This window comes from Deinococcus arcticus, assembly GCF_003028415.1.
In the GTDB taxonomy this organism is placed as follows: domain Bacteria; phylum Deinococcota; class Deinococci; order Deinococcales; family Deinococcaceae; genus Deinococcus; species Deinococcus arcticus.
The window spans coordinates 129,416-150,188 of the sequence record NZ_PYSV01000004.1 but is presented as its reverse complement, the minus strand read 5'-3'; the positions used below and the strand labels follow the sequence as shown (position 1 = coordinate 150,188).

27 protein-coding genes, 2 tRNA genes and 1 other RNA gene are annotated in these 20,773 nt (G+C 69.5%); 12 read left to right on the top strand and 18 right to left on the bottom strand.

Features of this window, described 5'->3' with window-relative positions; genetic code table 11:
• Window positions 1–41: 41 nt before the first annotated feature.
• The 4 genes from C8263_RS05835 to C8263_RS05820 form a co-directional block, all read right to left on the bottom strand.
• On the bottom strand, window positions 42–701 hold the full coding sequence (locus tag C8263_RS05835) for a hypothetical protein (RefSeq protein ID WP_107137177.1): 660 nt from the start codon (window positions 699–701) through the stop codon (window positions 42–44).
• 73 nt (window positions 702–774) lie between these two features.
• Window positions 775–1,245, bottom strand: coding sequence for a multidrug DMT transporter (locus tag C8263_RS05830; protein ID WP_107137176.1), 471 nt, complete (start codon window positions 1,243–1,245; stop codon window positions 775–777).
• A 108-nt stretch (window positions 1,246–1,353) separates the two neighbouring features.
• Window positions 1,354–2,475: a S1C family serine protease gene (locus C8263_RS05825; RefSeq protein WP_233218667.1), complete on the bottom strand. Its 1,122-nt coding sequence runs from the start codon at window positions 2,473–2,475 to the stop codon at window positions 1,354–1,356.
• 167 nt (window positions 2,476–2,642) lie between these two features.
• Window positions 2,643–2,999, bottom strand: a complete 357-nt coding sequence (locus C8263_RS05820) for a hypothetical protein (protein ID WP_146160603.1) — start codon at window positions 2,997–2,999, stop codon at window positions 2,643–2,645.
• Window positions 3,000–3,134: 135 nt separating this feature from the next.
• On the opposite strand from C8263_RS05820, the gene C8263_RS05815 reads away from it, so the two are divergent.
• Window positions 3,135–3,830, top strand: a complete 696-nt coding sequence (locus C8263_RS05815) for an XRE family transcriptional regulator (RefSeq protein WP_107137173.1) — start codon at window positions 3,135–3,137, stop codon at window positions 3,828–3,830.
• A gap of 16 nt (window positions 3,831–3,846) precedes the next feature.
• On the opposite strand, the gene C8263_RS05810 is transcribed toward C8263_RS05815, so the two are convergent.
• Window positions 3,847–4,287: an NUDIX hydrolase gene (locus C8263_RS05810; protein WP_107137172.1), complete on the bottom strand. Its 441-nt coding sequence runs from the start codon at window positions 4,285–4,287 to the stop codon at window positions 3,847–3,849.
• A 41-nt stretch (window positions 4,288–4,328) separates the two neighbouring features.
• Between C8263_RS05810 and C8263_RS05805 the strand changes: the two genes are divergently transcribed.
• Window positions 4,329–4,778 carry a gamma-glutamylcyclotransferase family protein gene (locus tag C8263_RS05805; RefSeq protein ID WP_107137171.1) on the top strand — a complete coding sequence of 150 codons (450 nt, stop codon included), beginning with the start codon at window positions 4,329–4,331 and terminating at the stop codon, window positions 4,776–4,778.
• A gap of 67 nt (window positions 4,779–4,845) precedes the next feature.
• On the opposite strand, the gene rpsO is transcribed toward C8263_RS05805, so the two are convergent.
• Window positions 4,846–5,121: a 30S ribosomal protein S15 gene (gene rpsO, locus C8263_RS05800; RefSeq protein ID WP_107137170.1), complete on the bottom strand. Its 276-nt coding sequence runs from the start codon at window positions 5,119–5,121 to the stop codon at window positions 4,846–4,848.
• A 181-nt stretch (window positions 5,122–5,302) separates the two neighbouring features.
• On the opposite strand from rpsO, the gene C8263_RS05795 reads away from it, so the two are divergent.
• A tRNA-Leu gene (locus C8263_RS05795) sits at window positions 5,303–5,386 on the top strand.
• 116 nt (window positions 5,387–5,502) lie between these two features.
• An RNA gene (ffs, locus tag C8263_RS05790) (signal recognition particle sRNA small type) lies at window positions 5,503–5,601 on the top strand.
• Between the two features lie 75 nt (window positions 5,602–5,676).
• Here ffs and C8263_RS05785 read toward each other — a convergent pair.
• Entirely contained in the window at window positions 5,677–5,862 is a 186-nt protein-coding gene (locus tag C8263_RS05785; protein ID WP_107137169.1) for a hypothetical protein, read from the bottom strand.
• A gap of 77 nt (window positions 5,863–5,939) precedes the next feature.
• The gene (locus tag C8263_RS05780) at window positions 5,940–6,305 is read right to left on the bottom strand and encodes a hypothetical protein (protein WP_107137168.1); all 366 of its coding nucleotides are present in this window, start codon (window positions 6,303–6,305) and stop codon (window positions 5,940–5,942) included.
• Between the two features lie 59 nt (window positions 6,306–6,364).
• Here C8263_RS05780 and C8263_RS05775 point away from each other — a divergent pair, with 59 nt between their 5' ends.
• A complete protein-coding gene (locus C8263_RS05775) occupies window positions 6,365–7,087 on the top strand; it encodes a carbonic anhydrase (RefSeq protein ID WP_233218666.1) in 723 nt (240 codons plus the stop codon).
• 77 nt (window positions 7,088–7,164) lie between these two features.
• On the opposite strand, the gene C8263_RS05770 is transcribed toward C8263_RS05775, so the two are convergent.
• Window positions 7,165–8,400 (bottom strand): aminopeptidase, encoded by a 1,236-nt coding sequence (locus C8263_RS05770; RefSeq protein ID WP_233218665.1) that lies wholly within the window; start codon window positions 8,398–8,400, stop codon window positions 7,165–7,167.
• A gap of 104 nt (window positions 8,401–8,504) precedes the next feature.
• Here C8263_RS05770 and C8263_RS05765 point away from each other — a divergent pair.
• Window positions 8,505–8,581 (top strand) — tRNA-Pro (locus tag C8263_RS05765).
• A gap of 52 nt (window positions 8,582–8,633) precedes the next feature.
• On the opposite strand, the gene C8263_RS05760 is transcribed toward C8263_RS05765, so the two are convergent.
• From C8263_RS05760 to C8263_RS05750, 3 genes are all read right to left on the bottom strand, one after another.
• The gene (locus C8263_RS05760) at window positions 8,634–9,800 is read right to left on the bottom strand and encodes a pyridoxal phosphate-dependent aminotransferase (RefSeq protein ID WP_107137165.1); all 1,167 of its coding nucleotides are present in this window, start codon (window positions 9,798–9,800) and stop codon (window positions 8,634–8,636) included.
• A gap of 5 nt (window positions 9,801–9,805) precedes the next feature.
• Window positions 9,806–10,009: a DUF2171 domain-containing protein gene (locus C8263_RS05755; protein ID WP_107137164.1), complete on the bottom strand. Its 204-nt coding sequence runs from the start codon at window positions 10,007–10,009 to the stop codon at window positions 9,806–9,808.
• A 189-nt stretch (window positions 10,010–10,198) separates the two neighbouring features.
• Window positions 10,199–10,693, bottom strand: a complete 495-nt coding sequence (locus C8263_RS05750; protein WP_233218664.1) for a YciE/YciF ferroxidase family protein — start codon at window positions 10,691–10,693, stop codon at window positions 10,199–10,201.
• Window positions 10,694–10,995: 302 nt separating this feature from the next.
• Here C8263_RS05750 and C8263_RS05745 point away from each other — a divergent pair, with 302 nt between their 5' ends.
• The 3 genes from C8263_RS05745 to C8263_RS05735 all read left to right on the top strand — a co-directional run bounded on the left by C8263_RS05745 (window position 10,996) and on the right by C8263_RS05735 (window position 13,740).
• Window positions 10,996–11,748 (top strand): metallophosphoesterase family protein, encoded by a 753-nt coding sequence (locus C8263_RS05745; RefSeq protein ID WP_107137163.1) that lies wholly within the window; start codon window positions 10,996–10,998, stop codon window positions 11,746–11,748.
• 205 nt (window positions 11,749–11,953) lie between these two features.
• Window positions 11,954–12,889, top strand: a complete 936-nt coding sequence (locus C8263_RS05740) for a DNA polymerase III delta subunit-related protein (RefSeq protein WP_107137302.1) — start codon at window positions 11,954–11,956, stop codon at window positions 12,887–12,889.
• 197 nt (window positions 12,890–13,086) lie between these two features.
• The gene (locus C8263_RS05735) at window positions 13,087–13,740 is read left to right on the top strand and encodes an MBL fold metallo-hydrolase (RefSeq protein WP_107137162.1); all 654 of its coding nucleotides are present in this window, start codon (window positions 13,087–13,089) and stop codon (window positions 13,738–13,740) included.
• 80 nt (window positions 13,741–13,820) lie between these two features.
• Here the strand turns inward: C8263_RS05735 and C8263_RS05730 are convergent, their stop codons facing one another.
• Complete coding sequence (locus C8263_RS05730) at window positions 13,821–15,185, bottom strand: S8 family peptidase (protein WP_107137161.1); 1,365 nt, start codon at window positions 15,183–15,185, stop codon at window positions 13,821–13,823.
• Between the two features lie 239 nt (window positions 15,186–15,424).
• Here C8263_RS05730 and C8263_RS05725 point away from each other — a divergent pair, with 239 nt between their 5' ends.
• On the top strand, window positions 15,425–16,096 hold the full coding sequence (locus C8263_RS05725; RefSeq protein ID WP_233218663.1) for a DUF2270 domain-containing protein: 672 nt from the start codon (window positions 15,425–15,427) through the stop codon (window positions 16,094–16,096).
• Between the two features lie 26 nt (window positions 16,097–16,122).
• Here the strand turns inward: C8263_RS05725 and C8263_RS05720 are convergent, their stop codons facing one another.
• The 4 genes from C8263_RS05720 to C8263_RS05705 form a co-directional block, all read right to left on the bottom strand.
• The gene (locus C8263_RS05720; RefSeq protein ID WP_233218662.1) at window positions 16,123–16,836 is read right to left on the bottom strand and encodes a CDP-alcohol phosphatidyltransferase family protein; all 714 of its coding nucleotides are present in this window, start codon (window positions 16,834–16,836) and stop codon (window positions 16,123–16,125) included.
• A gap of 86 nt (window positions 16,837–16,922) precedes the next feature.
• On the bottom strand, window positions 16,923–17,285 hold the full coding sequence (locus C8263_RS05715; protein WP_107137158.1) for a hypothetical protein: 363 nt from the start codon (window positions 17,283–17,285) through the stop codon (window positions 16,923–16,925).
• On the bottom strand, window positions 17,282–18,172 hold the full coding sequence (locus tag C8263_RS05710) for a hypothetical protein (RefSeq protein ID WP_107137157.1): 891 nt from the start codon (window positions 18,170–18,172) through the stop codon (window positions 17,282–17,284). Before C8263_RS05710 ends, C8263_RS05715 begins: the two co-directional genes overlap by 4 nt.
• 194 nt (window positions 18,173–18,366) lie before the next feature.
• On the bottom strand, window positions 18,367–19,074 hold the full coding sequence (locus C8263_RS05705) for a YqhA family protein (RefSeq protein ID WP_199188321.1): 708 nt from the start codon (window positions 19,072–19,074) through the stop codon (window positions 18,367–18,369).
• A gap of 157 nt (window positions 19,075–19,231) precedes the next feature.
• On the opposite strand from C8263_RS05705, the gene C8263_RS05700 reads away from it, so the two are divergent.
• Together C8263_RS05700 and C8263_RS05695 are read left to right on the top strand one after the other, a co-directional pair.
• Entirely contained in the window at window positions 19,232–20,011 is a 780-nt protein-coding gene (locus C8263_RS05700) for an APH(3') family aminoglycoside O-phosphotransferase (protein ID WP_408608039.1), read from the top strand.
• 49 nt (window positions 20,012–20,060) lie between these two features.
• Window positions 20,061–20,252, top strand: coding sequence for a hypothetical protein (locus C8263_RS05695; RefSeq protein ID WP_146160602.1), 192 nt, complete (start codon window positions 20,061–20,063; stop codon window positions 20,250–20,252).
• Between the two features lie 45 nt (window positions 20,253–20,297).
• Here the strand turns inward: C8263_RS05695 and C8263_RS05690 are convergent, their stop codons facing one another.
• Window positions 20,298–20,675: a helix-turn-helix domain-containing protein gene (locus tag C8263_RS05690; protein WP_107137154.1), complete on the bottom strand. Its 378-nt coding sequence runs from the start codon at window positions 20,673–20,675 to the stop codon at window positions 20,298–20,300.
• Window positions 20,676–20,773 lie beyond the last annotated feature (98 nt).

The following is a 20,773-nucleotide window of genomic DNA, read 5'->3' as shown; positions in this document are numbered from 1 at the left end:
TTCGTGCCCGTGTTTCGTGCGTCCGGGTGTTGGGTGCAGGCTCAGGGCTGGGGGCCCAGGGCCTGCCGGGCCTGCACCTGCAGGTCGCGGTCCAGGGCGCTGCGGGCCTCCAGCGCGGCGGCGCGGGTCAGCACCGCGCGGGCGCCAGGGTCTCGCAGCAGGGCCAGGGCCAGCCCCGCGTGGGTCTGCACAAAAATGTTGTCCGGGGCCGCGCGCACGGCGCCCAGGGCCAGGGTACGCGCCCGGTCCGGGTTGCCGCCGCCAAAGATGCGGGCCCGCGCCCAGGCGCCCGCGTGCCACTCGGCCAGCACCGCCTGCACGTCGGGACGCGCCGGGGCCAGGGCCAGCGCGCGGTCCAGGGCGTCGCGGGCTTCGTGGGCGGTTCTCAGGGCGCCCAGGGTGTAGCCCCCGGCGCGGGCCTGCAACCCCAGGGCGCTGCCCAGGGCCAGGGCGGCGTCCGGACTGCGGGGCTGCTCGCGCGTGGCCTGCCGCCCGGCCTCCACGGCGCGGGCCACCCAGTCGCGCCCACCGGCGCGGTACTCGGCCTGCGCGGCAGCGGCCCGGCTGGCGTTCAGCGGGTCGCGCGCCGCCTGGGCCGCCTCGTAGGCACGGGCGTAATCGCCGCCCAGCAGCAGGTCCGGGACCGAAGCGGCGCCGGCCAGGGAAGAAATCAGGACAGCCAACAGGGCGCCGCGCTTCACCTCCTTACCCTAGCGGGCGCAGGTGAAGCGCGGCTGATGATGTGTGGCGAGCAGCGAAGCCGAGTGGGTGCGCTCAGGCCGCCGGCTGCTCGCTGCCTGCCTCGGGCTCGGCGGCCCGGCGGCCCCGGCCCGGGCGCTCGCCGGCGGGCTCGGTGGGGGCACCCGGCGCGGCCGAGATGCGGGTCAGGGTGGCTTCAAAGGCGCGCAGGGCGTCGCTCTCGCCCAGTTCGGCCACGGCGCGGGCGTTCAGGGCGCCCAGTTCCTCACGGGTCACGGCGTATTCGGGGGCCTCGTGGCCTTTGAGGCCCTGCAGCACGCGGTAAGCGGTGGCGGCCTCGATGACCGCGCCCTTGGCGGTGGTCACCTGGGCGTCACTGTGCATCTCGGCGCCAATCAGGGTGATGCTCCCGGGGCTGATCAGGGTCACGCGGTCGCCGCGCTCTTCCATGTGGGCGGCCAGTTGCAGCAGGCCGCGCAGATCCAGCATGCGGTGAAACAGCTCCAGGTGAGCCAGCATGGCTCCGGCTTTTTTCAGGGTATCCATAGCTGCATTATTCTGCTCTAGGCAGAATTGTCAAGGTGTGTTACGAGAGTATGAAGATGCCTATGCACCCAAAGGGGGGCCCGGAGGCCCCCACGGCGTGGCGCGCCCTCAGTTCCGCAGGGTGCTGCGGCCAGCCAGGGTCAGCTTGATCTCCAGCGGTTTGCCGTCGCGCAGCACGCTCAGGGTGATTGTGTCGCCGGGTTTGTAGGCACGCACCGCGTACTGGAATTCGCCGAAGTTCACGATGCGCTTGCCGTTCACGGCGGTCACAATGTCCCCCGAGATCCGCTCGGCGTCGTCGTTGAGCACCAGTGGGCGCAGGCCCGCCTTCTCGGCAGGGCTGCCCCGCGAGATGCTGGTGAAAAAGGCGCCGGGGGTGTCGCCCAGCTTCAGCAGCGGCGCCAGTTTGCGAAAGCCCTCGGCAGGCAGGAAAAACAGGTCCGAGAAGGGACCGCCCAGAAAAATGCCGATCACCGGGGCGTCCAGCTTCACGCCCGCCTTCATCTGGGCCAGCCGGGGATCAGCAGCAGTCACGGGGACCGCGTAGGACTGCGGCTGCCGGGCCTGCGGATTCACGCTGACGTAGCTGACAATGCCCGTCACCTCGCCCCGGGTGTTCACCACCGGGCCGCCGCTGTCGCCAGGCACCAGCGGCGCGTTCAGTTCCAGGGTGCCGGGGGGAAAATCCGCGCGCCCCGCGTCCGAATCCAGCCCCGTCAGGCGGCCTACCTTGGTTTTCAGGAAAGCGCCGCCCCCATTGCCAATCGCCAGCGCAATATCGCCCACGGCCGGTCGCGCAGTGGCCAGCGGCAGGAAGGGCGTCCCCGCCGGCACCTGCACCCGCAGCAGCGCCAGATCGTCCTGGTCGTTGTAGCCCACCACCTCGGCGCGGTAACGGGTGCGGTTCTCGGTCTGCACGCTCAGGACGGTGGCGCCCTCAATCACATGGTAGGCGGTCAGCACCAGCCCATCGGCCGAGATCAGCACGCCGGTGCCCACGCCGTCGCGGGTGGTGCAGGCGGGGGTGGGGCACTGCTCTACCCGCACGGTGGCCGGGCGCACGCGGCCCACCAGGGCCTGAAGGGTGGCCTGCTCCTGCGCACTGAGGGGCGCGGGCGCCGCGGCGCGCACCCGCCGGTCCTGAACATTCTGGCCCGGCGCCGCAGGACTGGGGACAGGCGCAGCCTGCTGGGCACTGCCTGCCGTGAGCAGGCCCGTAAGCAGGGCCACAAGGAAAGGGCGGACTGCGCCGCCCGCAGCTGACCTGAGGTTCATGCCGCATTGTCCGCCACCCACTGCGTCAATGATGTGGCCAATATTTCTATGTGACTTGGGCTGGATTTCATGCAGAGTGCAGCCTTTTTCATCAACAGGGCTTGCTGGCGTGGAATCTCGGCTCAGTGCTCCGGTTCGCGGTCCACTGAACCGGGCAGAGGCGGGCGCAGCCCCAGTTGCCGCTCCATCAGGACGCCCAGCCGGGCCAGAATGGCCGGACCGCTCCAGCCCGTCACGCAGGCCGCCGCCAGCAGCAGCGCCGGGGCCACAGGCGAGGGCAGCGCCGCACTCAGCAGCGCACTCACGGTCAGGGCGGCCACGCCCGCCGCCAGGGCCTGCGCGGCGGTGCGGCGCGCGGACTGGCGCCCGGGGCGCGAGAGCACGCGGGTGAGCTGGGTAAAGCTGCCTGCTGCAAAGGCCAGCAGCAGCAGGGGCGCCAGGGTGCTGAGCGCAGGGGGCAGGGAAGACGGGTCAGGCATGATGGCCTCCAACGGCAGGAAAGAAAAGCCCACGAATAGACGCCGCACGATCTGCTCAGAGCATAATATGTCCATAGGCATAAAACAAGGTGCGCCTATGCCATTCTCTCCCGGGCGGCCGTTTACACTGCGCTCATGACCTTGCCCGCCTCTGGCCCCGACCTGGCTCCCTGGCTGCGTGAACAGCGGCGGCGCCAGGGGCTGGGGCAGGCCGAACTGTGCGCCCTGACCGCGCAGCACGGCGGCGAGGCCGGGCGGGTGACCCAGCCGTACCTGAGCCGTCTGGAGCGCGGCGAACGCGCCCTGAGCGCCCTGACCCCCGCGCGGCAGGACGCCCTGCGCCGGGCGCTGAACCTGTCGCTGAGCGAGTGGACGGCGCGCACCGGCCTGCGCCCCCTGGCCCCCCACCCCAGCGAGGACGTGCTGGGCACCCTGGAACTGGTGCGGGTGCCGGTGCGCGCCCTGGCCACTGCGGGGCTGCCCACCACCGAGGCCGAGGGCCGCGTGATTGACTACGAACTCGTGCCGCTGCGCGACCACCGCCCCGGGATGCTGGTGCTGGAGGTGCAGGGTGACTCCATGAGCACCGAGGCGGGCGGCATTCGCCCCGGGGACCGCGTGTATGTGGACCCCGGCGACCTGGACCTGCGTGAGGGCCGCATCTACGTGCTGCATGTGCCGGGCCTGGGCCTGACCGTCAAGCGCCTGCGCCGTTACGGCGAGCACCTGTGGCTGAGCAGCGACAATCCCGACCACCCGCCCGTCAAGCCCGAGGAAGCCACGGTGGTGGGGCGGGTGTATTTTCACCAGCCGCGCGGGCAGCGGCTGTAGCGCGGCCGGCAGCCGTTCAGGTCAGCGGCGGCAGGGTCAGGGTGCGCTGCACGGTTCGCACCACGCCCGCGCGTCCGGCCGCCCAGTCATCCAGCGCCGCGCCGGCATCGGGCAGCAGGGGGCCGGGCCGGTCCCCCGGGCCAAACCAGCCCAGGGCGGCCACTTCCGCCGGGTCGGGCCGGGGCGTGCCTGCCACGATCTGCGCGGCGAACACCCAGGCCAGAATGTCGGGCCAGCCGCCGCCCTGCAGGCGGTACAGGCCAACCAGCCCGGTCAGTTCCACCTCCACGCCCACCTCTTCACGCGCCTCGCGCACGGCCGCCTCGGGGGCGGTTTCGCCGGGGTCCATCACCCCGCCCGGACAGCCCCACAGGCGCAGGCCATAGCTTTGCTGCACCAGCAGACACTGGCCCAGAGGGTTGGTGAGCAGGGTGGCGGCACACTGGCGCAGAGACATCACCCCACCATAGGCCAGGTGTCCCCGCTACAGTGGCAGCCATGACCCCAGGGCCCTGCAGCGTCTTTGTGTACGGCACCCTGATGCCCGGCGAACGAAACGCCCACGTGGCCACGCGGGGCGGCGCGGTGCTGGCCCAGGGCGCTGGCCTGCGCGGCTACGCCCTGTACCACCTGAGCCCGGAAGCCTACCCTGCGCTGGTGCCGGGCCCCCCGGGGGCCACCGTGCGCGGCCAGCTGCTGACCTACACCCCAGCCGCATGGCGCGTGGCCCTGCCGTTTCTGGACGACCTGGAGGGCCTGCACGAGACGCCGCCCCTGTACACCCGGTCGCTGGTCACGCTGCAGCTGGACAGTGGGGGAGAGGCGCCGGGCTGGGTGTACGTGTATGCCCGCGCCGAGCGGCTGGGGCAACCCGGCGCCCAGCCTGTGCCCAGCGGCGACTGGCGCGCGGTGCCCGGCCGGGACCGCCCGGCGCCCGGCGAGAGGTAGGGCAGCGCAGGGGCCACAAAAAGCCGCCACCCTGCCCGGCAGGATGGCGGCGTTCAAGCCGGTGCGCTTAGCGGACGATGCGCTGGCCGCGGCGGATCTTGAGCTGATCGGTCAGGGCGATGTACTCGTCGTAGCTGGTGCGCTCCAGGTACTTCAGCAGGCGGCGGCGCTGACCGTTCAGCAGCTGCAGGCCGCGCTGGCCGTGCTTGTCCTTCTTGTTGGCGGTCAGGTGCCCTGAGAGGTTGTTGATCCGCTCGGTCAGCAGGGCAATCTGCACCGTGGTGCTGCCGGTGTCGGTGCCGTGCTTGGCGTGGCTCTGGATGGTCTGCTTCTTGTCAATCATGGAAAACCTCTCGTGTTGTGGGCGTCCCGCACGCGCCAGCCCGGCAAAAACTGTGCCTTGGCACAGGGCCCGACCGTTCGCGGCGGCAAACGCGAGGATAGCACGCCCGGGGACAGAAACAAGGCCCCTCACCTTGACACCGGCCCCCCTCCCCCCTAGTATGGCTTCGCCTCTCTGAGATGCTCGGGTGGCGGAATTGGTAGACGCGCACGTTTGAGGGGCGTGTAGCTTAGCTGTGTGGGTTCAAGTCCCATCCCGAGCACCACGAACGCCGGTGGCCCAGTCTGGGTGCCGGCGCTTTTTCTTGGGCCGTTGGCGCTTGCCGGCGCGGCCCCGCGCCCTTTTCGCGGTGGCCCGGAGCTGTGCTATCTTCGGTGCGCATTGCTGGCGCAGCGCAGCGTGAACGCCTGAACCTGGTCAGGGCCGGAAGGCAGCAGCCATAAGGGATGATTTGCGGGTGCCGCTGCTTACCGGCAATGCTTTTTTCTTTTTTTCAAGTCATGACGGCGCGCGGTCCCAACTTCTGGGGCCGCGCGCCGCGCGTTGTGGGTGGGGTCAGCGGGTCAGGCGGTCCAGGGGGCTCTGGGCCTGCTGCAGCCGGGCGTGGCGGGCCTCGCGCTCGGTGTACACGTGGGCCTGCAGGGTAAAGTGCTCGGCCAGCGGGGCGGGGTGCCCCAAGGCTGGGGTGGGGCGCGGCCCCGGGCGCAGCAGTGACAGGAGAAACAGAGGGTTCGGGTTCATGGCCTCAGGGTGCGCCCGCGCGGTCACCGTGGGGTCTGCGCCCGGTCAGGGGCCGGTCAGCGGTGTGGGCAAGCCACTCAGCGGGTCTTGGGCTGCAGCACCAGGGCCTGGGTTTCTTTCACCACGGCCAGGGTGCGCAGCTGTTCGGGGTCCAGGTCGCCGGCGCTGGCCAGGGCCTCGGCTTTTTTGCGGTCAATGGTGGCGGCCTCCAGCGCCGCCGCGTCCCCGAAGGTGTCCCGGAAGCGGTCCATGGGATATTCCACGCGCCGCGAGACCTTCAGGGCGGCGCGGTACAGCTCGGTCTCAGCCTGCTGGCCGCCCTGCAGCGCGGCCTTGATGCGGGCGCCCAGTTCGTCGCGCTCGGCTTCCAGTCCCAGCAGGGTGTCGCGCAGCGTGGCGTAGCGTTCCAGCAGGTCGGCCAGGGACAGGTCGGCGTCGCTCATGGGCCCCAGGATAGACCCGGTGCAGCCGTGAACGCGGCGCGGACATTACCATGCCGCGCATGGATGAGACCGCCGCCCACATCGCCCCCGACCTGGAGCGCCGCATCCTGGATGCCATCCGGCGCGGGGCCAGCATGGCGGACATCGCCGATCTCAAGCAGTCGGATGTGGCCACCCCGGACGCGGCCATTCAGGCCCTGAAAGACGGCAACGCCCGCTTTTTCGGCGGGCAGGCCACCCGCCCCGAGGTCAGCGCCAACGAGCGCCGCGCCCAGATCATGGGCCAGACCCCCTACGCGGCGGTGCTGGCCTGCAGCGACAGCCGGGTGCCGGTGGAACTGGTATTCGATCAGGGCCTGGGGCAGCTGTTCGTGGTGCGCGTGGCGGGCAACGTGGTGAGCGAATCGGGCCTGGGCACCCTGGAATACGCCATTCGCCATCTGGACGTGCACCTGATTGTGGTGCTGGGCCACGAAGCCTGCGGCGCGGTGGCCGCCGCCCTGCTGCCCGAGGCCCAGCTGGCCGATGAACCCCGCCACCTGCTGGCCCTGATCCGGCGCATTCAACCCAGCCTGCGCGCCATGCCGGCCATCCGCGACAAGAAGGCCCGTATGCGCGAGGCGGTGCTGCACAACGTCCGGCATCAGGTGCACCGCCTGCGCCAGGAAGAGGTGATTGGCGCGGCCGAACGCGCCGGGCAGATTCGCGTGATTGGCGCCTATTACGAGATCGGCAGCGGCGCCGTGGACTTTCTGACCGAGGAAGAGGATCTTCGCCCGTAAGGGGCCAATGGCACATACCAGATGGCCGGTGGCTTAAAAATGCCTGGGCCATTTGGTATGTGCCATCCGCCATTGGCTTAAATTACAAATTCACCGTCCCGCATCACCGGCTCGCGCCCGCCGTCTTTCGTCAGGCCGTCCACGTTCATCTCGGCGCTGCCAATCATCCAGTCCACATGGGTCAGGGAGTCGTTGCCGCCCCTGGCCAGGAATTCGTCCAGGGTCAGGTCCACGCCGCCACGCACGTTGAAGCGGTAGGCGCTGCCGATGGCGATGTGGCTGGCGGCGTTCTCGTCGTACAGGGTGTTGTAGAAAAACAGTCCAGAGCGGCTGATGGGACTGGAGTGCGGCACCAGCGCCACCTCGCCCAGGCGGTGGCTGCCCTCGTCGGTCTCGATCATCTTCAGCAGCGCCGCCTCGCCCTGGCGCGCGCTGGCCCCGGTAATGCGCCCGTCCCGGAATTCGATGCGGATGCCGTCAATCAGCGTGCCGTTGTACGACAGCGGCTTGGTGCTCACCACGGTGCCGTCCACGCGCTCGCGGTGCGGGGCGGTCCAGACTTCCTCGGTGGGAATGTTGGCCGTGAAGGTGATCCCGCCGGGCGTGTCGGCTGCGCCGCCGCCCCACACATGGTCGTCGGCCAGGCCCACGGTCAGGTCGGTCTCGCCGCCCTGGAAGTGCAGGGCGTGGTAGCCCTTCTGGGTCAGCAGGTCGCGGCGGCGCTTGAGGTCGGCCAGGTGCGTCTGCCACAGCGCCACCGGGTCGGGCTGATCGGCGCGGGTGGCGGCAAAGATGGCGTCCCACTGCTTTTGCACAGCCTCGCTGGCGCTGGCGTCGGGGAACATCAGCTCGGCCCAGCCAGAGACGGGGGCGCTGATCAGGTTCCAGTTCAGGCGGTTGGTCATCACCTGCGCCGTGTAGGGGCGGCGGTAGGCGGCCAGGGTGCGCTGGTGGGTGGCCACGCGCTCGGCGTCCACGCCCCCCAGCAGGTTGGGGTTGGTGGCGCGGATGGCAATCACGGCGCCGCCCGCCTCGGCGGTTTCGATCTCGGCGTCCACCCGCCAGCGGCTGATCTGCTCGAAGCTGCCGTCCGGGGCCAGTTCAAAGCGGGCCAGTTGCACGTCGTCGTCGTCCCAGCGCACATCCACGAAGCTGGCGCCCGCTGCGTAGGCTTCGCGCACCACCAGCCGGGCCAGCGCCGCCGTTTCCACCGGGGCCTGCACCAGCACGCGCTGGCCCTCACGCACGCCCAGGCCCACCCGCACCGCCAGCCGCGCATAGTTGCGCAGTTTCTCGTCAAAAGAAAGTGTCATGTCAGGGCGCAGCATAGCGGCCCTCCGGCCCGGGGCGGTTGCCCTGACCGGACGCGGCCCTTGACGGCTGCCCCCCCTTTGCCTATAGTTCTGTGGCTGGCCGTCGAGGCGTAGCGCAGCCTGGTAGCGCACTACCTTGGGGTGGTAGGGGTCGTGAGTTCAAATCTCGCCGCCTCGACCAGCATGAAAAGCTCCTCTTTCGAGGGGCTTTTTTTTCGTGGTGCCGGCTGGAGCTACGGCAGCGCTGCCATCAGCCGCTCTCGCAACAGGCTCAGGCGGCCAACCGGCTCGTTGGCAAAGACGAACCGCAGATACTGCGCTCCATGGGTCTGGCCCCAGCCAGTCATGGCGGTGGCGCAGACATTGGCGTCCAGCAGCCGCTGCGAGAGTGCCTCGCCCGTCAAGCCAAAGTCGGAGGTGCGCAGCAGCAGCGACCAACCGCCGCCCGGTCGACCCACGGGCAGTCCCTGGAGCGCCTGTAAGGTGGCGTCCCGGCGCTGTTGCAGCTCGGCCACGTAGGCGGGCAGCGTCTCCCACGAGCGCTCCAGGGCGACACGCGCCGCGTCCTGGGCCAGGCCCACCGGCACCACCACATTCGCCAGCGAAACCGCCACGAGATCTGGAATCAGCGCCCCTGGGGCCACAATCCAGCCCACGCGCCAGCCGATCAGGCGCAGCTCCTTGGCCGCCGAGCCCACACTGATGGTGCGCCCGGCCATGCCCGGCCACCCGGCTGGGGCCAGCACCGCGCGGCCATCGAACACGAGGCGTTCCATGGCGCTGTCCACAATGAGCAGCAGGTCGCGGGCGGTACACAGCTCTGCCACCACGTCCCAATCGGACTGGGTCAGCACGGCCCCAGAGGGCATGGCCGGCGACATCAGCAGCAGCGCGCGGGTGCGGGGCGTGATGCTGGCACGCAGGGCGTCCTGGTCCAGGGTCCACTCGCCGCCCGGCTGGAAGATGAAGGGCACGAAGCGGGGGATGCCCCCCACCAGATGCACCCGGTTGATCAGACCCGCGTAGGTAGGGTCCGTGACGATCACCTCGTCGCCCACCTCGATCAGCGCCAGCAGCACATTGAGAAGCCCCGACAGGCCGCCTGCACTGATAATCACATTGTCGGCGGTATAGGGCACCCCCGAAAGCCGCGCTGCGTGGGTGGCCACCACCTCACGCAGCCGCGTCTGACCCACGAAGGGCAGGTAGCTGTTGTCAGCGTCTCGCTCGGCAGAGGCCTGGGTGCGGGCCACCGCCTGCGGATCCGGGGGAATATCGGTATCCAGATTTTCCAGGCGCAGAAAGTCCCGCTCTGGATGGGCGTCGGCCAGCGAGCCCATGCGATCAACGCCGATGCCCTGGATGTGGCGCAGACGGGCAGGGCGAGTGCCGGTGCCCATGCGTGTTACAGCGTGGCGAGCAGATCGTGGTGGCTGAGGTTCAGGTGAACGGCGCCGTCCACACGGGCCACCGCACTGAGCGGCACGAAATGGTCGCGGTTGTCATCCGGCAGCCGCATGCGGATGTATTCACGGTCCACTTCCACCACCGCGCCGTGCTGCACACCGTCGGCACAGAAAATAGGCATGTCCTGGGCAATCTCATTCATGAAGCCACCTCCTGGAGGGGACCGCGCTTCTGGGGCGGGCCCCCGGCTGGCTTTTACTCTGGTCCACCGCTGCTGGGCGCAGATGAGGCGCACACTTCAGTGCCGCCAATGCTTCTGCGCTGTCCGGCACACTGCCTCACACAGGGCGGGCCGTCCTGGCTGGTGCGCCGGACGGCCCAGGCGCTCTGGTCAGGCGCGGGCAGCAGCCTGGTTGATGGTTTCGGCCAGCAGGCTCAGCTCGCTGTCGGTGGCCTTTTCCTCGTTTTCAGAGACCCGCAGGACTTCCAGGTGGCCCTGCCGGCCCAGCACCTCGGCGTAGCGGGCCACGGTGCCGTAGCCGGCAATCTCGTAGTGCTCCACGCGCTGGGCACAGGCAATCAGGCCCGCGTCCTTGACCTCGGGGGCGGCCTGTTCCTGAATCATCTCGTTGCCCTCGGCAATCAGGCCCTGCATGGCCTTGCAGGTGTGACCGCCGGGGGCCTCGCCCAGATCGGCAAAGACCGTTTCCAGGCGCTGCACCTGCTGCTGGGTCTGGGCGAGGTGCTTGACAAAGCCCTGCTGCAGCTGCGGGTTGGCCGCCGCCTGGGCCATCTTGGGCAGCGCCTCGACCAGCTGGGTTTCGGCGGAATAGAGGTCCCTGAGTTGTTCGACGTACAGATCATGCAGGTTCTTCATGGCCGTCATATGCACCCTCCTTGGTTCCGGATTCCGTCTGTTTCGTGTTCCACCCGGCAAAGAACTGAGTGGTCAACGCCACGCCCGGACCCCGCCCAGCTCTCACTCACCCCGTTCGGATGAGGTCTGCCGAATCATCCGGCGCGGGGCCTAAAGGTCCTCGCCAGTCAGATGAAGACCGCTTAAGCGGCGCCCCGGGCCAGCGCGGCCTCGGGTCAAGGGACCCTCAAGGCGCCCAGACCTGCTGGGGCACGCAGGGGCAAGGTGAGGTGCGGCCCTGTACCGGGGCGCCCGCGCGGTATCATGCCCGGGTGCGGCTGCTGCTGCTGTCTGACATTCATGCCAACCACACGGCCCTCCAGGCGGTGATGGCCGACGCCGCCACGCGCCGCTACGACCAGGTGATCAGCCTGGGTGACGCCCTGGGCTACGGTCCCCACCCGCGCGAGGTGCTGGACGTGCTGCGCGACCTGGACGCCGTGTGCATTCTGGGCAATCACGACGACATGCTGCTGCAATACGCCGATGGGCGCCGCGAGGCCAAGGACAGCGTGGTGTCCATGGCCCTGCGCTGGCAGCTGGAGCGGCTCTCGGAGCGCGACATCGCCTGGGTGCGGCTGTGGCGCGACGGCATAGACGACCCCGATGTGGGAGCCCGCTACCGCCACGGCACGCCCAGCAGCCTGGACGACTACGCCGATTCGGTGCCTGCCGCCCGAGAGGCGTTTGCCCAGTGGCAGGGGCGGCTGGCCTTTGTGGGCCACACCCACAACCCGGCGGTGTACGCCACCCTGAATTCGCCGGTGGGCGACTGGATCAAGGTGCAGCACTTTCAGGACGGGGGCAGCTATATGGTGCCCCCCAGCACGCGCGTGATCCTGAACCCCGGCAGCGTGGGGCAGCCGCGCGACGGCAATCCGCAGGCCAGTTACGCCGTTTACGATTCCTCGCGGGCGCACTTTGAAGTGTTTCGCGTGACCTACGACGTGGAACGCGCCCAGGAAGCCGCGCTGGAAGCGGGCCTGCCGCAGGTGCTGGCCGCCCGCCTGGCCATTGGCAAGTGATACGGATTCCGAAAAATTCTGTAACACGTTACGGAATTTTTCCGACCAGAGGGACTCGAAGAGCTGCGGAGCAGAGAAGGAAAAATACGGAGTTCCGGGAATTGGACCTGAAAGGCTCCGTAGGAGCGGAACATCCCCCTTCTTCCCGGATGTTCCGGAAATGGACGGAATCCGTATGAGCCTGGATGTCCTGGGACACGGGGCCATGAGCGCCCCCCTGCCCGAACCGCACGCCGCCCTGCTGGAACAGACCGGCACCTTTGGGGGCAATGCCCTGCTGCTGACCGGCCCGGCGCGGGTGGGCAAGCGCGCCCTGGCGCAGGCGGTGGCGGCGCAGCACAACTGTCAGGGCGCGCGCGGCCCCTACGGCGAGGCGTGTGGCGCCTGCGCCGCCTGCCGGGCGCACGCCGCCGGGGCACACCCAGACATCCTGCTGATCGAGCCGCGCGCCACCACGACCACTGGCAAGGCGGCGCGGCGCAAGCTCATTCCCATCGGCGCGATTCTGGAGGCCCGCGACAAGGGCCGCGAGTACGACACGCACGTGTTCGAGTTTCTGGAGGTGCGCCCCACCTTCAGGCGGCGCGTGGTGATCGTGGACGGCGCCGAGCACCTGGGCCAGGAGGCCGCCAACGCCCTGCTGAAGCTGGTGGAGGAGCCGCCGCACCGCGCGCTGTTCGTGTTTCTGGCCGAGGACCTGCGCGCGGTGCTGCCCACCATCGTCAGCCGCAGCGCCCGGCTGAGTGTTTCGCCGCTGCCCGACGCCCTGCTGGAACGGGCCCTGGTGCTGGGGGGCGCGGCACCTGACCCCACACTGGTGGCCTTTGCAGCGGGCCGCGCCGGAGTGCTGGCCGACCCGGCCCCCGTGCAGGCCGCGCTGGAGGACGCCCGCACCCTCTCGCAGGGCCTGGAGCGTGGGCTGCTGAGCGCCCTGGAGGCCACCGAAGGCCTGGAAAAGCGCTGGGGCCCCTGGCACCCCGAAGCCCTGCGGTTTTCCTGGCGCGCGGCGCCCCCCCACGAGCGCGCCCGCGCCGACGCCGCCCTGAGCGCCCTGCAAGACGCCCTGGAAGCCTACGCCAGCCCCAGCCTGAGCTTTCAGGTGTTCGCCCTGAGTCTGCGAGAGGCGTTCGGCTACAGCTGAGACGCATTCCGGAATTTTTTCGACCGGAGGGAGCAGGAAAGGTGCGGATTTCCGGAAATTGGGCTGGAACAGCGCCGAAGGCGGGGAACATCCCCCTTCTTCCCGGATGTGACGGAAATGGACGGCAGTCCGTCTGAATCAGCGCCGCCGTACAGCGAGAGGGAAATCCGTCCGAGGAAGCACGTACACTGCCGCACATGACCCGCTTTCCTGCCCCCTTCACCCACGGCGCGGCGCGCGTGTGGACCCTGCCGACCGGGCCCCTGCAAGAAAACGCGGTGCTGGTGGCGGGCCCACAGAACGAGGGCTTTCTGATTGACCCCGGCGACGACGCCGGGCGGCTGCAGGCACTGGTGGAGGCCAGCGGCGTCACCGTGCGCGCCATTCTCCTGACGCACGCGCACTTTGACCACATTGGCGCGGTGCAGCCGCTGCGCGAGGCCCTGGGCGTGCCGGTGTGCCTGCACGCCGCCGACCTGCCCCTGTACCGCCTGGGAGCCGCCAGCGCCGCCCGCTGGAACCTGCCCTTCACCCAGCCGGCCGACCCTGACCAGGAGATTGCCCCGGGCCAGACCTTCCAGGCCGGTGACCTGACCCTGAGCACCCGCTTTCTCCCCGGCCACGCGCCCGGGCATGTGGTGTTCGTGGGCCCAGGTTTTGTGGTGGCGGGCGACGCGCTGTTTCAGGGCGGCATTGGCCGCACCGATCTGCCCGGCGGTCACGGTCCGCAGCTACTGCAGGGCATCCGGGAGCAATTGCTGACCCTGTCCGACGACACGGCGGTCTATCCCGGCCACGGCCCGCGCACCACGGTGGGCGCCGAGCGGCGCACGAATCCGTTTTTGCAGTAAAGCTGTTTGCTGTCCAGCCAGGCCGCAGACCCAGCAGGCGCGCGGCCCCTCTGCAGGAGACCGCGCGGGAAGACACGGCTTTAGAAGCCGCTGACGTTCAGGCGCCCGCCCGTGACCGTCTTGCCGCTGAGGCTGGCGGTGGGGACGGCGCTGCCCAGAATGGCGGCGCGGATGCTCTGGGCGCTCGCACCCGGGTGGGTGCTGGCGTACAGCGCGGCGGCGCCCGCCACATGCGGCGTGGCCATAGAAGTGCCGTTGTAGCTGCTGTAGCTGTTGTAGGGCACGCTGCTCATAATCGCCACGCCGGGCGCGCCAATGTCCACGCTGGTCCTGCCGTACTGGCTAAAACTGGCCAGGGCGCCGGCCTTGTCAATGGCCGCCACGGCAATCACGGCGTCGTAGCCGGCTGCGGCGGTGGTGTCGTAGTTGCTGGGGTAGCTGGCCGCCGCGTCATTGTCGGTGCCGCTGTTGCCGGCCGCCGCGATGAACAGGATGTTGGCCTTGGCGCCGCGCACAATCGCCTCGTACAGCGCCTGCGAGTAGCCGCCGCCGCCCCAGGAGTTGTTGGTGGCCACGATGTTCAGGCCGTGCCGGGTCTTCAGGTCGGTGAAGTAGTCCACGGCCTTGATGGCGTCGGCGGTGCTGCCGCCCCGGCGCCCCAGGAACTTGCCGCTGATCATGGTGACGTTGTGGTTCACGCCCACCACGCCGCCGTCGTTGGCCGTGCCGCCAATGGTGCCGGCCACGTGGGTGCCGTGAGCGTCCTGGCTGCCGCGCGTGCCGCCGTCGTACACCGTGTTGTCCCGGTTGGCAAAGTCCCAGCCGCGCGTGTCGTCCACGTAACCGTTGCCGTCGTTGTCGCGGCCATCGGCGGGGTCAAACGGATTGAGCCACGCGTTGCCCTTCAGGTCCGGGTGGTCAAACTGATAGCCCTCGTCAATAATCCCCACGTACACGCCGTCACTGCCCACGCTGCCGCGCGCCCAGGCTTCAGCGGCCTGGCTGCCGTAAGCGTTGGCGGGGGTGCTGGCGTCTCCCGCCATGCCCCACAGGGTCCCGTTGGTGTAGTACAGATCCGACGGGGTGGCCTGATGCTGGTAAATCCAGTTGGGCTCGGCAAAGCGCACCAGGGCGCTCTGCGACAGCTGCGCCACCTTGGCCGTCACGCTCTGCCCATCGGTGATCTGGGCGCGCAGCAGCGCCGCGCCGTTCACCGTGGCCAGCGTTTCGAGCGACTGCACGCCCAGGCTGCTCAGGGCACCCAGAGCCTGGGCATTCAGGCCGCCGCGCAGCTGCACAATCACCTCGCCCGCTTCAAACTGCCCGGCCGCAGTCACAGGGGCGCTGTCTGGGGCCGCGCCCAGGTCTGGCGCCGTGGTGGGCGACTGGCCGCAGGCGGCGAGCAGGGCGGTCAGGGTGAGCAGCAGGGGCAGGCGTGCATTCATGAAAACCTCCGGGCACCGGGCCGACCCCTGGCCGAACCGGAACACTGGGCGCGCGGCGACCGTTCAGGCCCAGAGGGCCCCGGCCACACGCAGCAAGAAGTGAGATGGGCCGGACTGTAGCGGCCCCCCGGCCCCCGGGGCTGTGAAATCTCCGGCAAATGAAGGCGGATGGAGCGCAGGTAAAGGGGCGCTCAAGGCCGCGCGCGCTACCCTGTCGCCATGCACAGGGGGCGAGGCTAGTGCCGGGCACCGGGGGCGGCCCGGGGGCCGTGGCCAGTGGCCTGAGCGACGTCAGTTACACCACGAACGCCGCCAACGCCCTGATTCACCTGTACCGCGCCGAGGTGGGCAAGATGACCGCCTACCGCCAGCGGCTGGACATGACCACCAACTGGTCGGTGGTCACCACCGCCGGTCTGGCCTCCTTTGCGCTGGGCGACGTGAACAACAGCCACGCCACCTTTCTGTTCGCCATGTTCATGAATTACTTTTTCCTGCGCCTAGAAGCCCGGCGCTTTCGCACCTTCGAGATCGCCCACCACCGCGTGCGCATCATGGAGCGCTTTTTTTACCCGGCCATGCTGGGTGACCGCGTGGATCCGGGCTGGCACCAGCTGCTGCTGGCCGAGCTGAGCAAGCCCCGCAGCCCCATGACCCGCGCCGACGCCCTGGGCTGGCGCCTGAGCCGCAACTACCTGTGGATTTACGCCGCCGTGCTGCTGGCGTGGCTGGCCAAGCTGGACCTCGCGCAGCCCAAGGGCTGGGTGATGACCTTCCCCGAGGCCTTTTCCCTGGCCGATATTGGCAATTTCCCCGGCTGGGCCGTGTTTCTGGGCGTGGGCCTGTTTTACCTGCACCTGGTGTTCCTGGCCGCCCGCGCCGCGCGCACCTACCCGCTGGAAGAGGGATAGGCGGGACACGGGCAGCGGGGTGGCGCTCAGGCCCGCCGCGCCCGGAGCCGCTGTACCCGGCCTTCGCGCCACAGCTGCGTGCCCAGCAGCGCCGCCGCCTGCAGGCCCAGGCTGCGGTGGTACCAGCCGGGCCGCCCGGCCAGCACGCAGGCCCCCAGCACCAGCAGCTGGGTGGCCAGCCCCAGATTGGCGCTGAGGGTCAGGGCGCCCAGGGGCGTGTAGGCGTGTTGGTCTGCCGGGGTGGGTGTGCCTCCGGCGGCCCCGCGCAGCCGGGCTTCAAACAGACGTGCCAGGAGGCGCTCCTGCGGCACAAAGTAGGCAGCGTAGACGGCTTCCAGCAGGGCCAGCACCTGCGGGTGGTCGCCTGCCTGCGCAGGCGCCTCGCGGAAGATCTGGCCCCTGGCGGCGCGGTATTCGCGCTCCCACAGGTAATCCACGCTCAGGATCAGGCTTTGCAGCAGGGTCAGGGCCCAGCCCGTCCGGCCGGCGATCGCCACGTTCAGCGCGGCATTGGCCACGAGATCCATCTCGGTGTCCAGGTAACGGCCGGTGGCGGTGGTCTGCCCGGTGGCGCGCGCCAGCTGACCATCCAGACCATCCAGCAGCGTCTTGACTTGCAACAGCAGCGCCGGGGCCAGCCGATCGCCGCGCCGGATCAGCTCCGCCGCGTACAGGGCCAGCGCGGTATGCAGCAGCACCACATGCAGCGGGTTCACCCGCCAGCGGGCCAGCGGCGGCACCAGGACCTGCGCCGCTGGCCGGAACAGCGACTCGCTGGCCCATTCCCGCGCAGGCCGGGCCTTGAAGGTATGGGCAGGGTCCGGGGTTACCGGCGCCCCCCACGCGGCGCACTTTTGCGCACGCCCGCGTAGCGGTTGCGTTCCTTGCGGCGCTGGGTCCGGGTGGGGCGCTGCTCACCCGCGCGGGCGTCCACGCGGGCCTGCAGGCGCCGGGGCACAAAGGTGTCCACATTCAGAAAGCGCGACAGGGGCAGATACAGCGCCAGCACGAACAGCAGGCTGCCCCACCACGTATTCAGGTAGGGCCGCAGCGGCGTGAGCTGCAGCAGGCTGCTCAGCAGGGTGGCCAGCACCGCGAACAGCAGCACACGCACCAGCAGTTTCAGCAGCTTGGGTGGGGTGAAGCCGGGGCTGGGGTCGGGCGTGGTCAGCCAGCGCCAGGGCGTCATGGGGCCTCCGGGTCCGTGGGGCGCGCGTGGGCTCCCAGCGTCAGGCGCTCACGGAAGGCGGTTAGTTCGGGAAAGCTGGCCCCCTCGGGGTCATCCAGGGTCAGCAGCAGCGTGGGCTTGTGCTGGGCCGCCGCCAGGCGCGCGGCGGCGGCCTGGGCTGCGCCGTCGCGCGCCGGCGCCACGAACACAAAGCCCCGCACGGCCCCCTTACCCCCCAGCAGCGAGGTGGCCCCAAACAGTTCCAGGTCGCCCGGAGCCGAGCGCTCGCCCTCGGGCAGGCGTTCAGCGCGCCTGAGGACCTCGGGCACCGACAGCTCATGGCTGTACACCGCGTGCAATTCCGCCGCGTCCAGCGCCGTGCGCAGCGGCCAGAGCAGCTGCGGCTCGCCCAGCAGGGCGCGCGGGCCAATCACAGCCGCAGTCACCCGGCTGGCGCGGCTGAGCGCCGGGGGTGCGGCGCGCGGGTCGCTGGCCAGCGGCTGCACCTTTTCCAGGGCCCGGCGCACCTGCCCGGCGTTCTGCGCCACCCGCATGCCAATCTCGGCGGCGGCGCTTTCCAGGGTATCCGGCTGGTCCGGCACCGAGAGCAGCGTGGGCAGCCCGCTGATGCGCCGCGACAGCAGTTCGGGCAGCGCCTCGCTCCAGCTGTCGCCGCTGACCCAGGCCCACTGCGGCAGCAGCGCCAGATCCACCTTCGGCAGCGCCAGGATGCGCCCCAGCGCCAGCTGCACCGTCACCGGTTCGCCAGGCAGGCTCTGCCGCCCCAGCGCCAGGGCCCGGGCGTCGTCCAGGGCGGGCTTCACGGGCTGGGCGCCCAGTTCTTTTAAATACGCCGCCCAGTAACCAGGAAGCCGCGCGGCGCGAGATTCAAGCAGACCAACCCTCATTCTGCCCAGTGTACGCGCAAGGGGTTGTGGGGTGTGGGTGGTCGGATGTGGGAACGGCGGGGGACCGGGGAAGGCTTCAGGCGTTCATGGTGCCAGAAGGCCCTTTGCCTTTTCAGGGCTCAAACCGTGCCCGCAGCTGCTCCGATCTTTCCCCTCCTCTTGCTCTTCCTGCACCCCACATCCCACAGCCCTTCTTACCCGCTGCCTTCCTGCGCGTCGGCCTTGCCTTCCAGCTTGGCCTGGGTGGCGGCTTCGGCCAGTTCCACGTCGCGGTCTTCAATGTGGCGCTGCTCGGTGTGGTACTCGAACAGTTCCTGGCGGGCGCGCAGCTTGGATTCGGGCTGTTCCAGGTCGCCGCCTGTGCCCCGGTGAACGCGCTGAAAGAACACCAGTGCTCCGCCGGCCAGCGCCAGGGACCCGGCAAAATACAGCGTGTCCAGCGGCTTTTCCCAGCGCACGAAGTGTTCCAGGAAGGTCACGCCCAGAATCACGATAATCACCGACACGACCTTCTGTTCCAGGTCGGCCAGACTCTCGACCCCCAGCGCCGAGGTGAGGTTCAGGGGCGTGATGAACAGCGAATACAGCCCCACGCCAATCAGGTAGAACACCACGGCCTTGAGCATGGTGCTCACGATTTCCAGGAATTCCACGGCCAGCTCGCCCTTCTGGCTGGCAATGCCCTCAGAGAAGGTGTCGCGCCACGATTCCCAGATGGTCTGCAGCGCCAGCAGCGTGCCCTGTAGAAAGAGGCTGAACGACACCAGCAGCACCGCAATCACGGCAATCAGCACCACGAAGCGGGTGCGGCCAATCACCTCACTGAACCACTCGCGTTTGGAGGGCTCGGCGGGGGGCGAGGCGGCCGGGCCGGGGGCAGGGGAACGGGTCACGCCGATCATGATGCGGCGCCCGGGCCGCTGGGCGGGTGCGGCGCGCCTTTACGCTTGCCTGAGCCTCTGCGCGCGCGCTGGCGCCCCACAAAGGGCCCGGGGGCGGGCGGAGTGGCGCGGGCTGCCCCGGTTCACGGCGCCGGTGGGGGCGGCTATGCTGGGCCCCGTGACGCGTGAGGCCCGACTGATTCTGCCCGACGCCCTGCGGCGCGTGCTGCCCGCTGCCCGCTGGGAGCGGCTGGAAGGTGGCCAGAGCGGCGCGCAGGTGTGGCGCTCCACGCGGCACGTGGTCAAGGTGCAGCCCCGGGGACAGGGGGCCCCCAGCCTGCAGCAGGAGCGCGAACGCCTGCGCTGGTTTGCCGGGCGCCTGCCGGTGCCCGCTGTGCTGGGTTTCGAGGTGACCCCGGAGGCCGAGTACCTGGCCATGGCGCGCCTGAGCGGCATTCCCATGAGCCACCCCGACGCCCTGCTGCACCCGGAGCGGGTGGTGGGCCTGCTGGCACGCGCCCTGCGCGAACTGCACGCCCTGCCGGTGCGCGACTGCCCGTTCACCGCCACCCTGGCCGTTACGCTGCCCCTGGCCCGCGAGCGCGTGCAGGCCGGGCAGGTGGATGAGAGCGATTTTGACGAGGAGCGCCAGGGCCGGAGCGCCGTGAGCGTGTTCAATGAGCTAGTCCGCACCCGCCCCGCCCACGAGGATCTGGTGGTGACCCACGGCGACGCCACCCTGGACAACCTGATCGTCAGCGGGGAATACGTGGAGGGCCTGATTGACCTGGGCCGCGCCGGCATTGCCGACCGCCACGCCGACCTGGCCCTGGCGCACCGCAGCGTGCGGGCCGACCTGGGCGAGGTCTACGCTGGCATGTTTCTCGACCTGTATGGCCGCGCCCTGGTGGACGCGGGCAAACTGGCCTATTACACGCTGCTGGACGAGCTGTTTTAGGAGCGACGTGCCCAGGCCCCGCCGGAAGCGGCCCTATTTCCTCTGGGTCGTGCTGTTGATCCTGAGCGGTGTGTGTGGTCTGGGCGCGCTGTTTGGCCTGGGCAGAATCTGGGCGGCCACGATGGGCTCCGGGGAGGATATGGGGCTGTGGTTCGCCGTGGTGCCCAGCCTGCTCCTTCTCGGGGGGCTGCTGCTGACGGGCAGCATCATCAGTCAGCGGGCCGCCGCCAGGGGCAAGTAGAGGGGCACGGGCGCTGCTCTGCCCCCCCACTTGCCCCCGTTCTGCTTACGCCCGGACCCACTCGCGCAGGTAGTTGGCCACCAGTTCGCTGACATTCACGCCCTCGCGCGCCGCCTTATCCAGTTGCGCAGCCTTCTCCTCACGGGTGATGGGCAGCCACAGCGCCACATATTCCTGCCCACCCTCCTGCTTGAACTCGCCGCCCAACTCGTCGCGCTGCACAAAACCCGTCTTGTCCATGTCGTCTCCCTCGGTGCCGGCCCGCATCAGCCAGTCCACCACGCGCGCTTTCAGAAAGCGCCATTCCCGCCCGACCTTGCGCCCGGGCACCTCGCCGCCGCGCACCAGCGCGTAGGCCGTCGTTTCGCTCACCTTGAGAAAGGCGGCGAGTTCTTCGAGCGTCAATACCTCGTCCGTGGTCATGCCGTGATTCTGCCACCTCCTTTCAGGTGAGGCTATCTTGCGTCAAATTCCATCAACTGTCAATAGATAGTGTTGGTTGATGGCAGTTGCTTCTGTAA

Bases quoted from the DNA above. Each gene is read 5' to 3' on its own strand.
- C8263_RS05830 (WP_107137176.1), bottom strand. From the start codon at position 1,245: ATGGATACCCTGAAAAAAGCCGGAGCCATGCTGGCTCACCTGGAGCTG.
- C8263_RS05820 (WP_146160603.1), bottom strand. From the start codon at position 2,999: ATGCCTGACCCGTCTTCCCTGCCCCCTGCGCTCAGCACCCTGGCGCCC.
- C8263_RS05815 (WP_107137173.1), top strand. From the start codon at position 3,135: ATGACCTTGCCCGCCTCTGGCCCCGACCTGGCTCCCTGGCTGCGTGAA.
- C8263_RS05810 (WP_107137172.1), bottom strand. From the start codon at position 4,287: ATGTCTCTGCGCCAGTGTGCCGCCACCCTGCTCACCAACCCTCTGGGC.
- C8263_RS05805 (WP_107137171.1), top strand. From the start codon at position 4,329: ATGACCCCAGGGCCCTGCAGCGTCTTTGTGTACGGCACCCTGATGCCC.
- rpsO (WP_107137170.1), bottom strand. From the start codon at position 5,121: ATGATTGACAAGAAGCAGACCATCCAGAGCCACGCCAAGCACGGCACC.
- C8263_RS05785 (WP_107137169.1), bottom strand. From the start codon at position 5,862: ATGAACCCGAACCCTCTGTTTCTCCTGTCACTGCTGCGCCCGGGGCCG.
- C8263_RS05780 (WP_107137168.1), bottom strand. From the start codon at position 6,305: ATGAGCGACGCCGACCTGTCCCTGGCCGACCTGCTGGAACGCTACGCC.
- C8263_RS05775 (WP_233218666.1), top strand. From the start codon at position 6,365: ATGGATGAGACCGCCGCCCACATCGCCCCCGACCTGGAGCGCCGCATC.
- C8263_RS05770 (WP_233218665.1), bottom strand. From the start codon at position 8,400: ATGACACTTTCTTTTGACGAGAAACTGCGCAACTATGCGCGGCTGGCG.
- C8263_RS05760 (WP_107137165.1), bottom strand. From the start codon at position 9,800: ATGGGCACCGGCACTCGCCCTGCCCGTCTGCGCCACATCCAGGGCATC.
- C8263_RS05755 (WP_107137164.1), bottom strand. From the start codon at position 10,009: ATGAATGAGATTGCCCAGGACATGCCTATTTTCTGTGCCGACGGTGTG.
- C8263_RS05750 (WP_233218664.1), bottom strand. From the start codon at position 10,693: ATGACGGCCATGAAGAACCTGCATGATCTGTACGTCGAACAACTCAGG.
- C8263_RS05740 (WP_107137302.1), top strand. From the start codon at position 11,954: ATGAGCGCCCCCCTGCCCGAACCGCACGCCGCCCTGCTGGAACAGACC.
- C8263_RS05735 (WP_107137162.1), top strand. From the start codon at position 13,087: ATGACCCGCTTTCCTGCCCCCTTCACCCACGGCGCGGCGCGCGTGTGG.
- C8263_RS05730 (WP_107137161.1), bottom strand. From the start codon at position 15,185: ATGAATGCACGCCTGCCCCTGCTGCTCACCCTGACCGCCCTGCTCGCC.
- C8263_RS05715 (WP_107137158.1), bottom strand. From the start codon at position 17,285: ATGACGCCCTGGCGCTGGCTGACCACGCCCGACCCCAGCCCCGGCTTC.
- C8263_RS05710 (WP_107137157.1), bottom strand. From the start codon at position 18,172: ATGAGGGTTGGTCTGCTTGAATCTCGCGCCGCGCGGCTTCCTGGTTAC.
- C8263_RS05705 (WP_199188321.1), bottom strand. From the start codon at position 19,074: ATGATCGGCGTGACCCGTTCCCCTGCCCCCGGCCCGGCCGCCTCGCCC.
- C8263_RS05690 (WP_107137154.1), bottom strand. From the start codon at position 20,675: ATGACCACGGACGAGGTATTGACGCTCGAAGAACTCGCCGCCTTTCTC.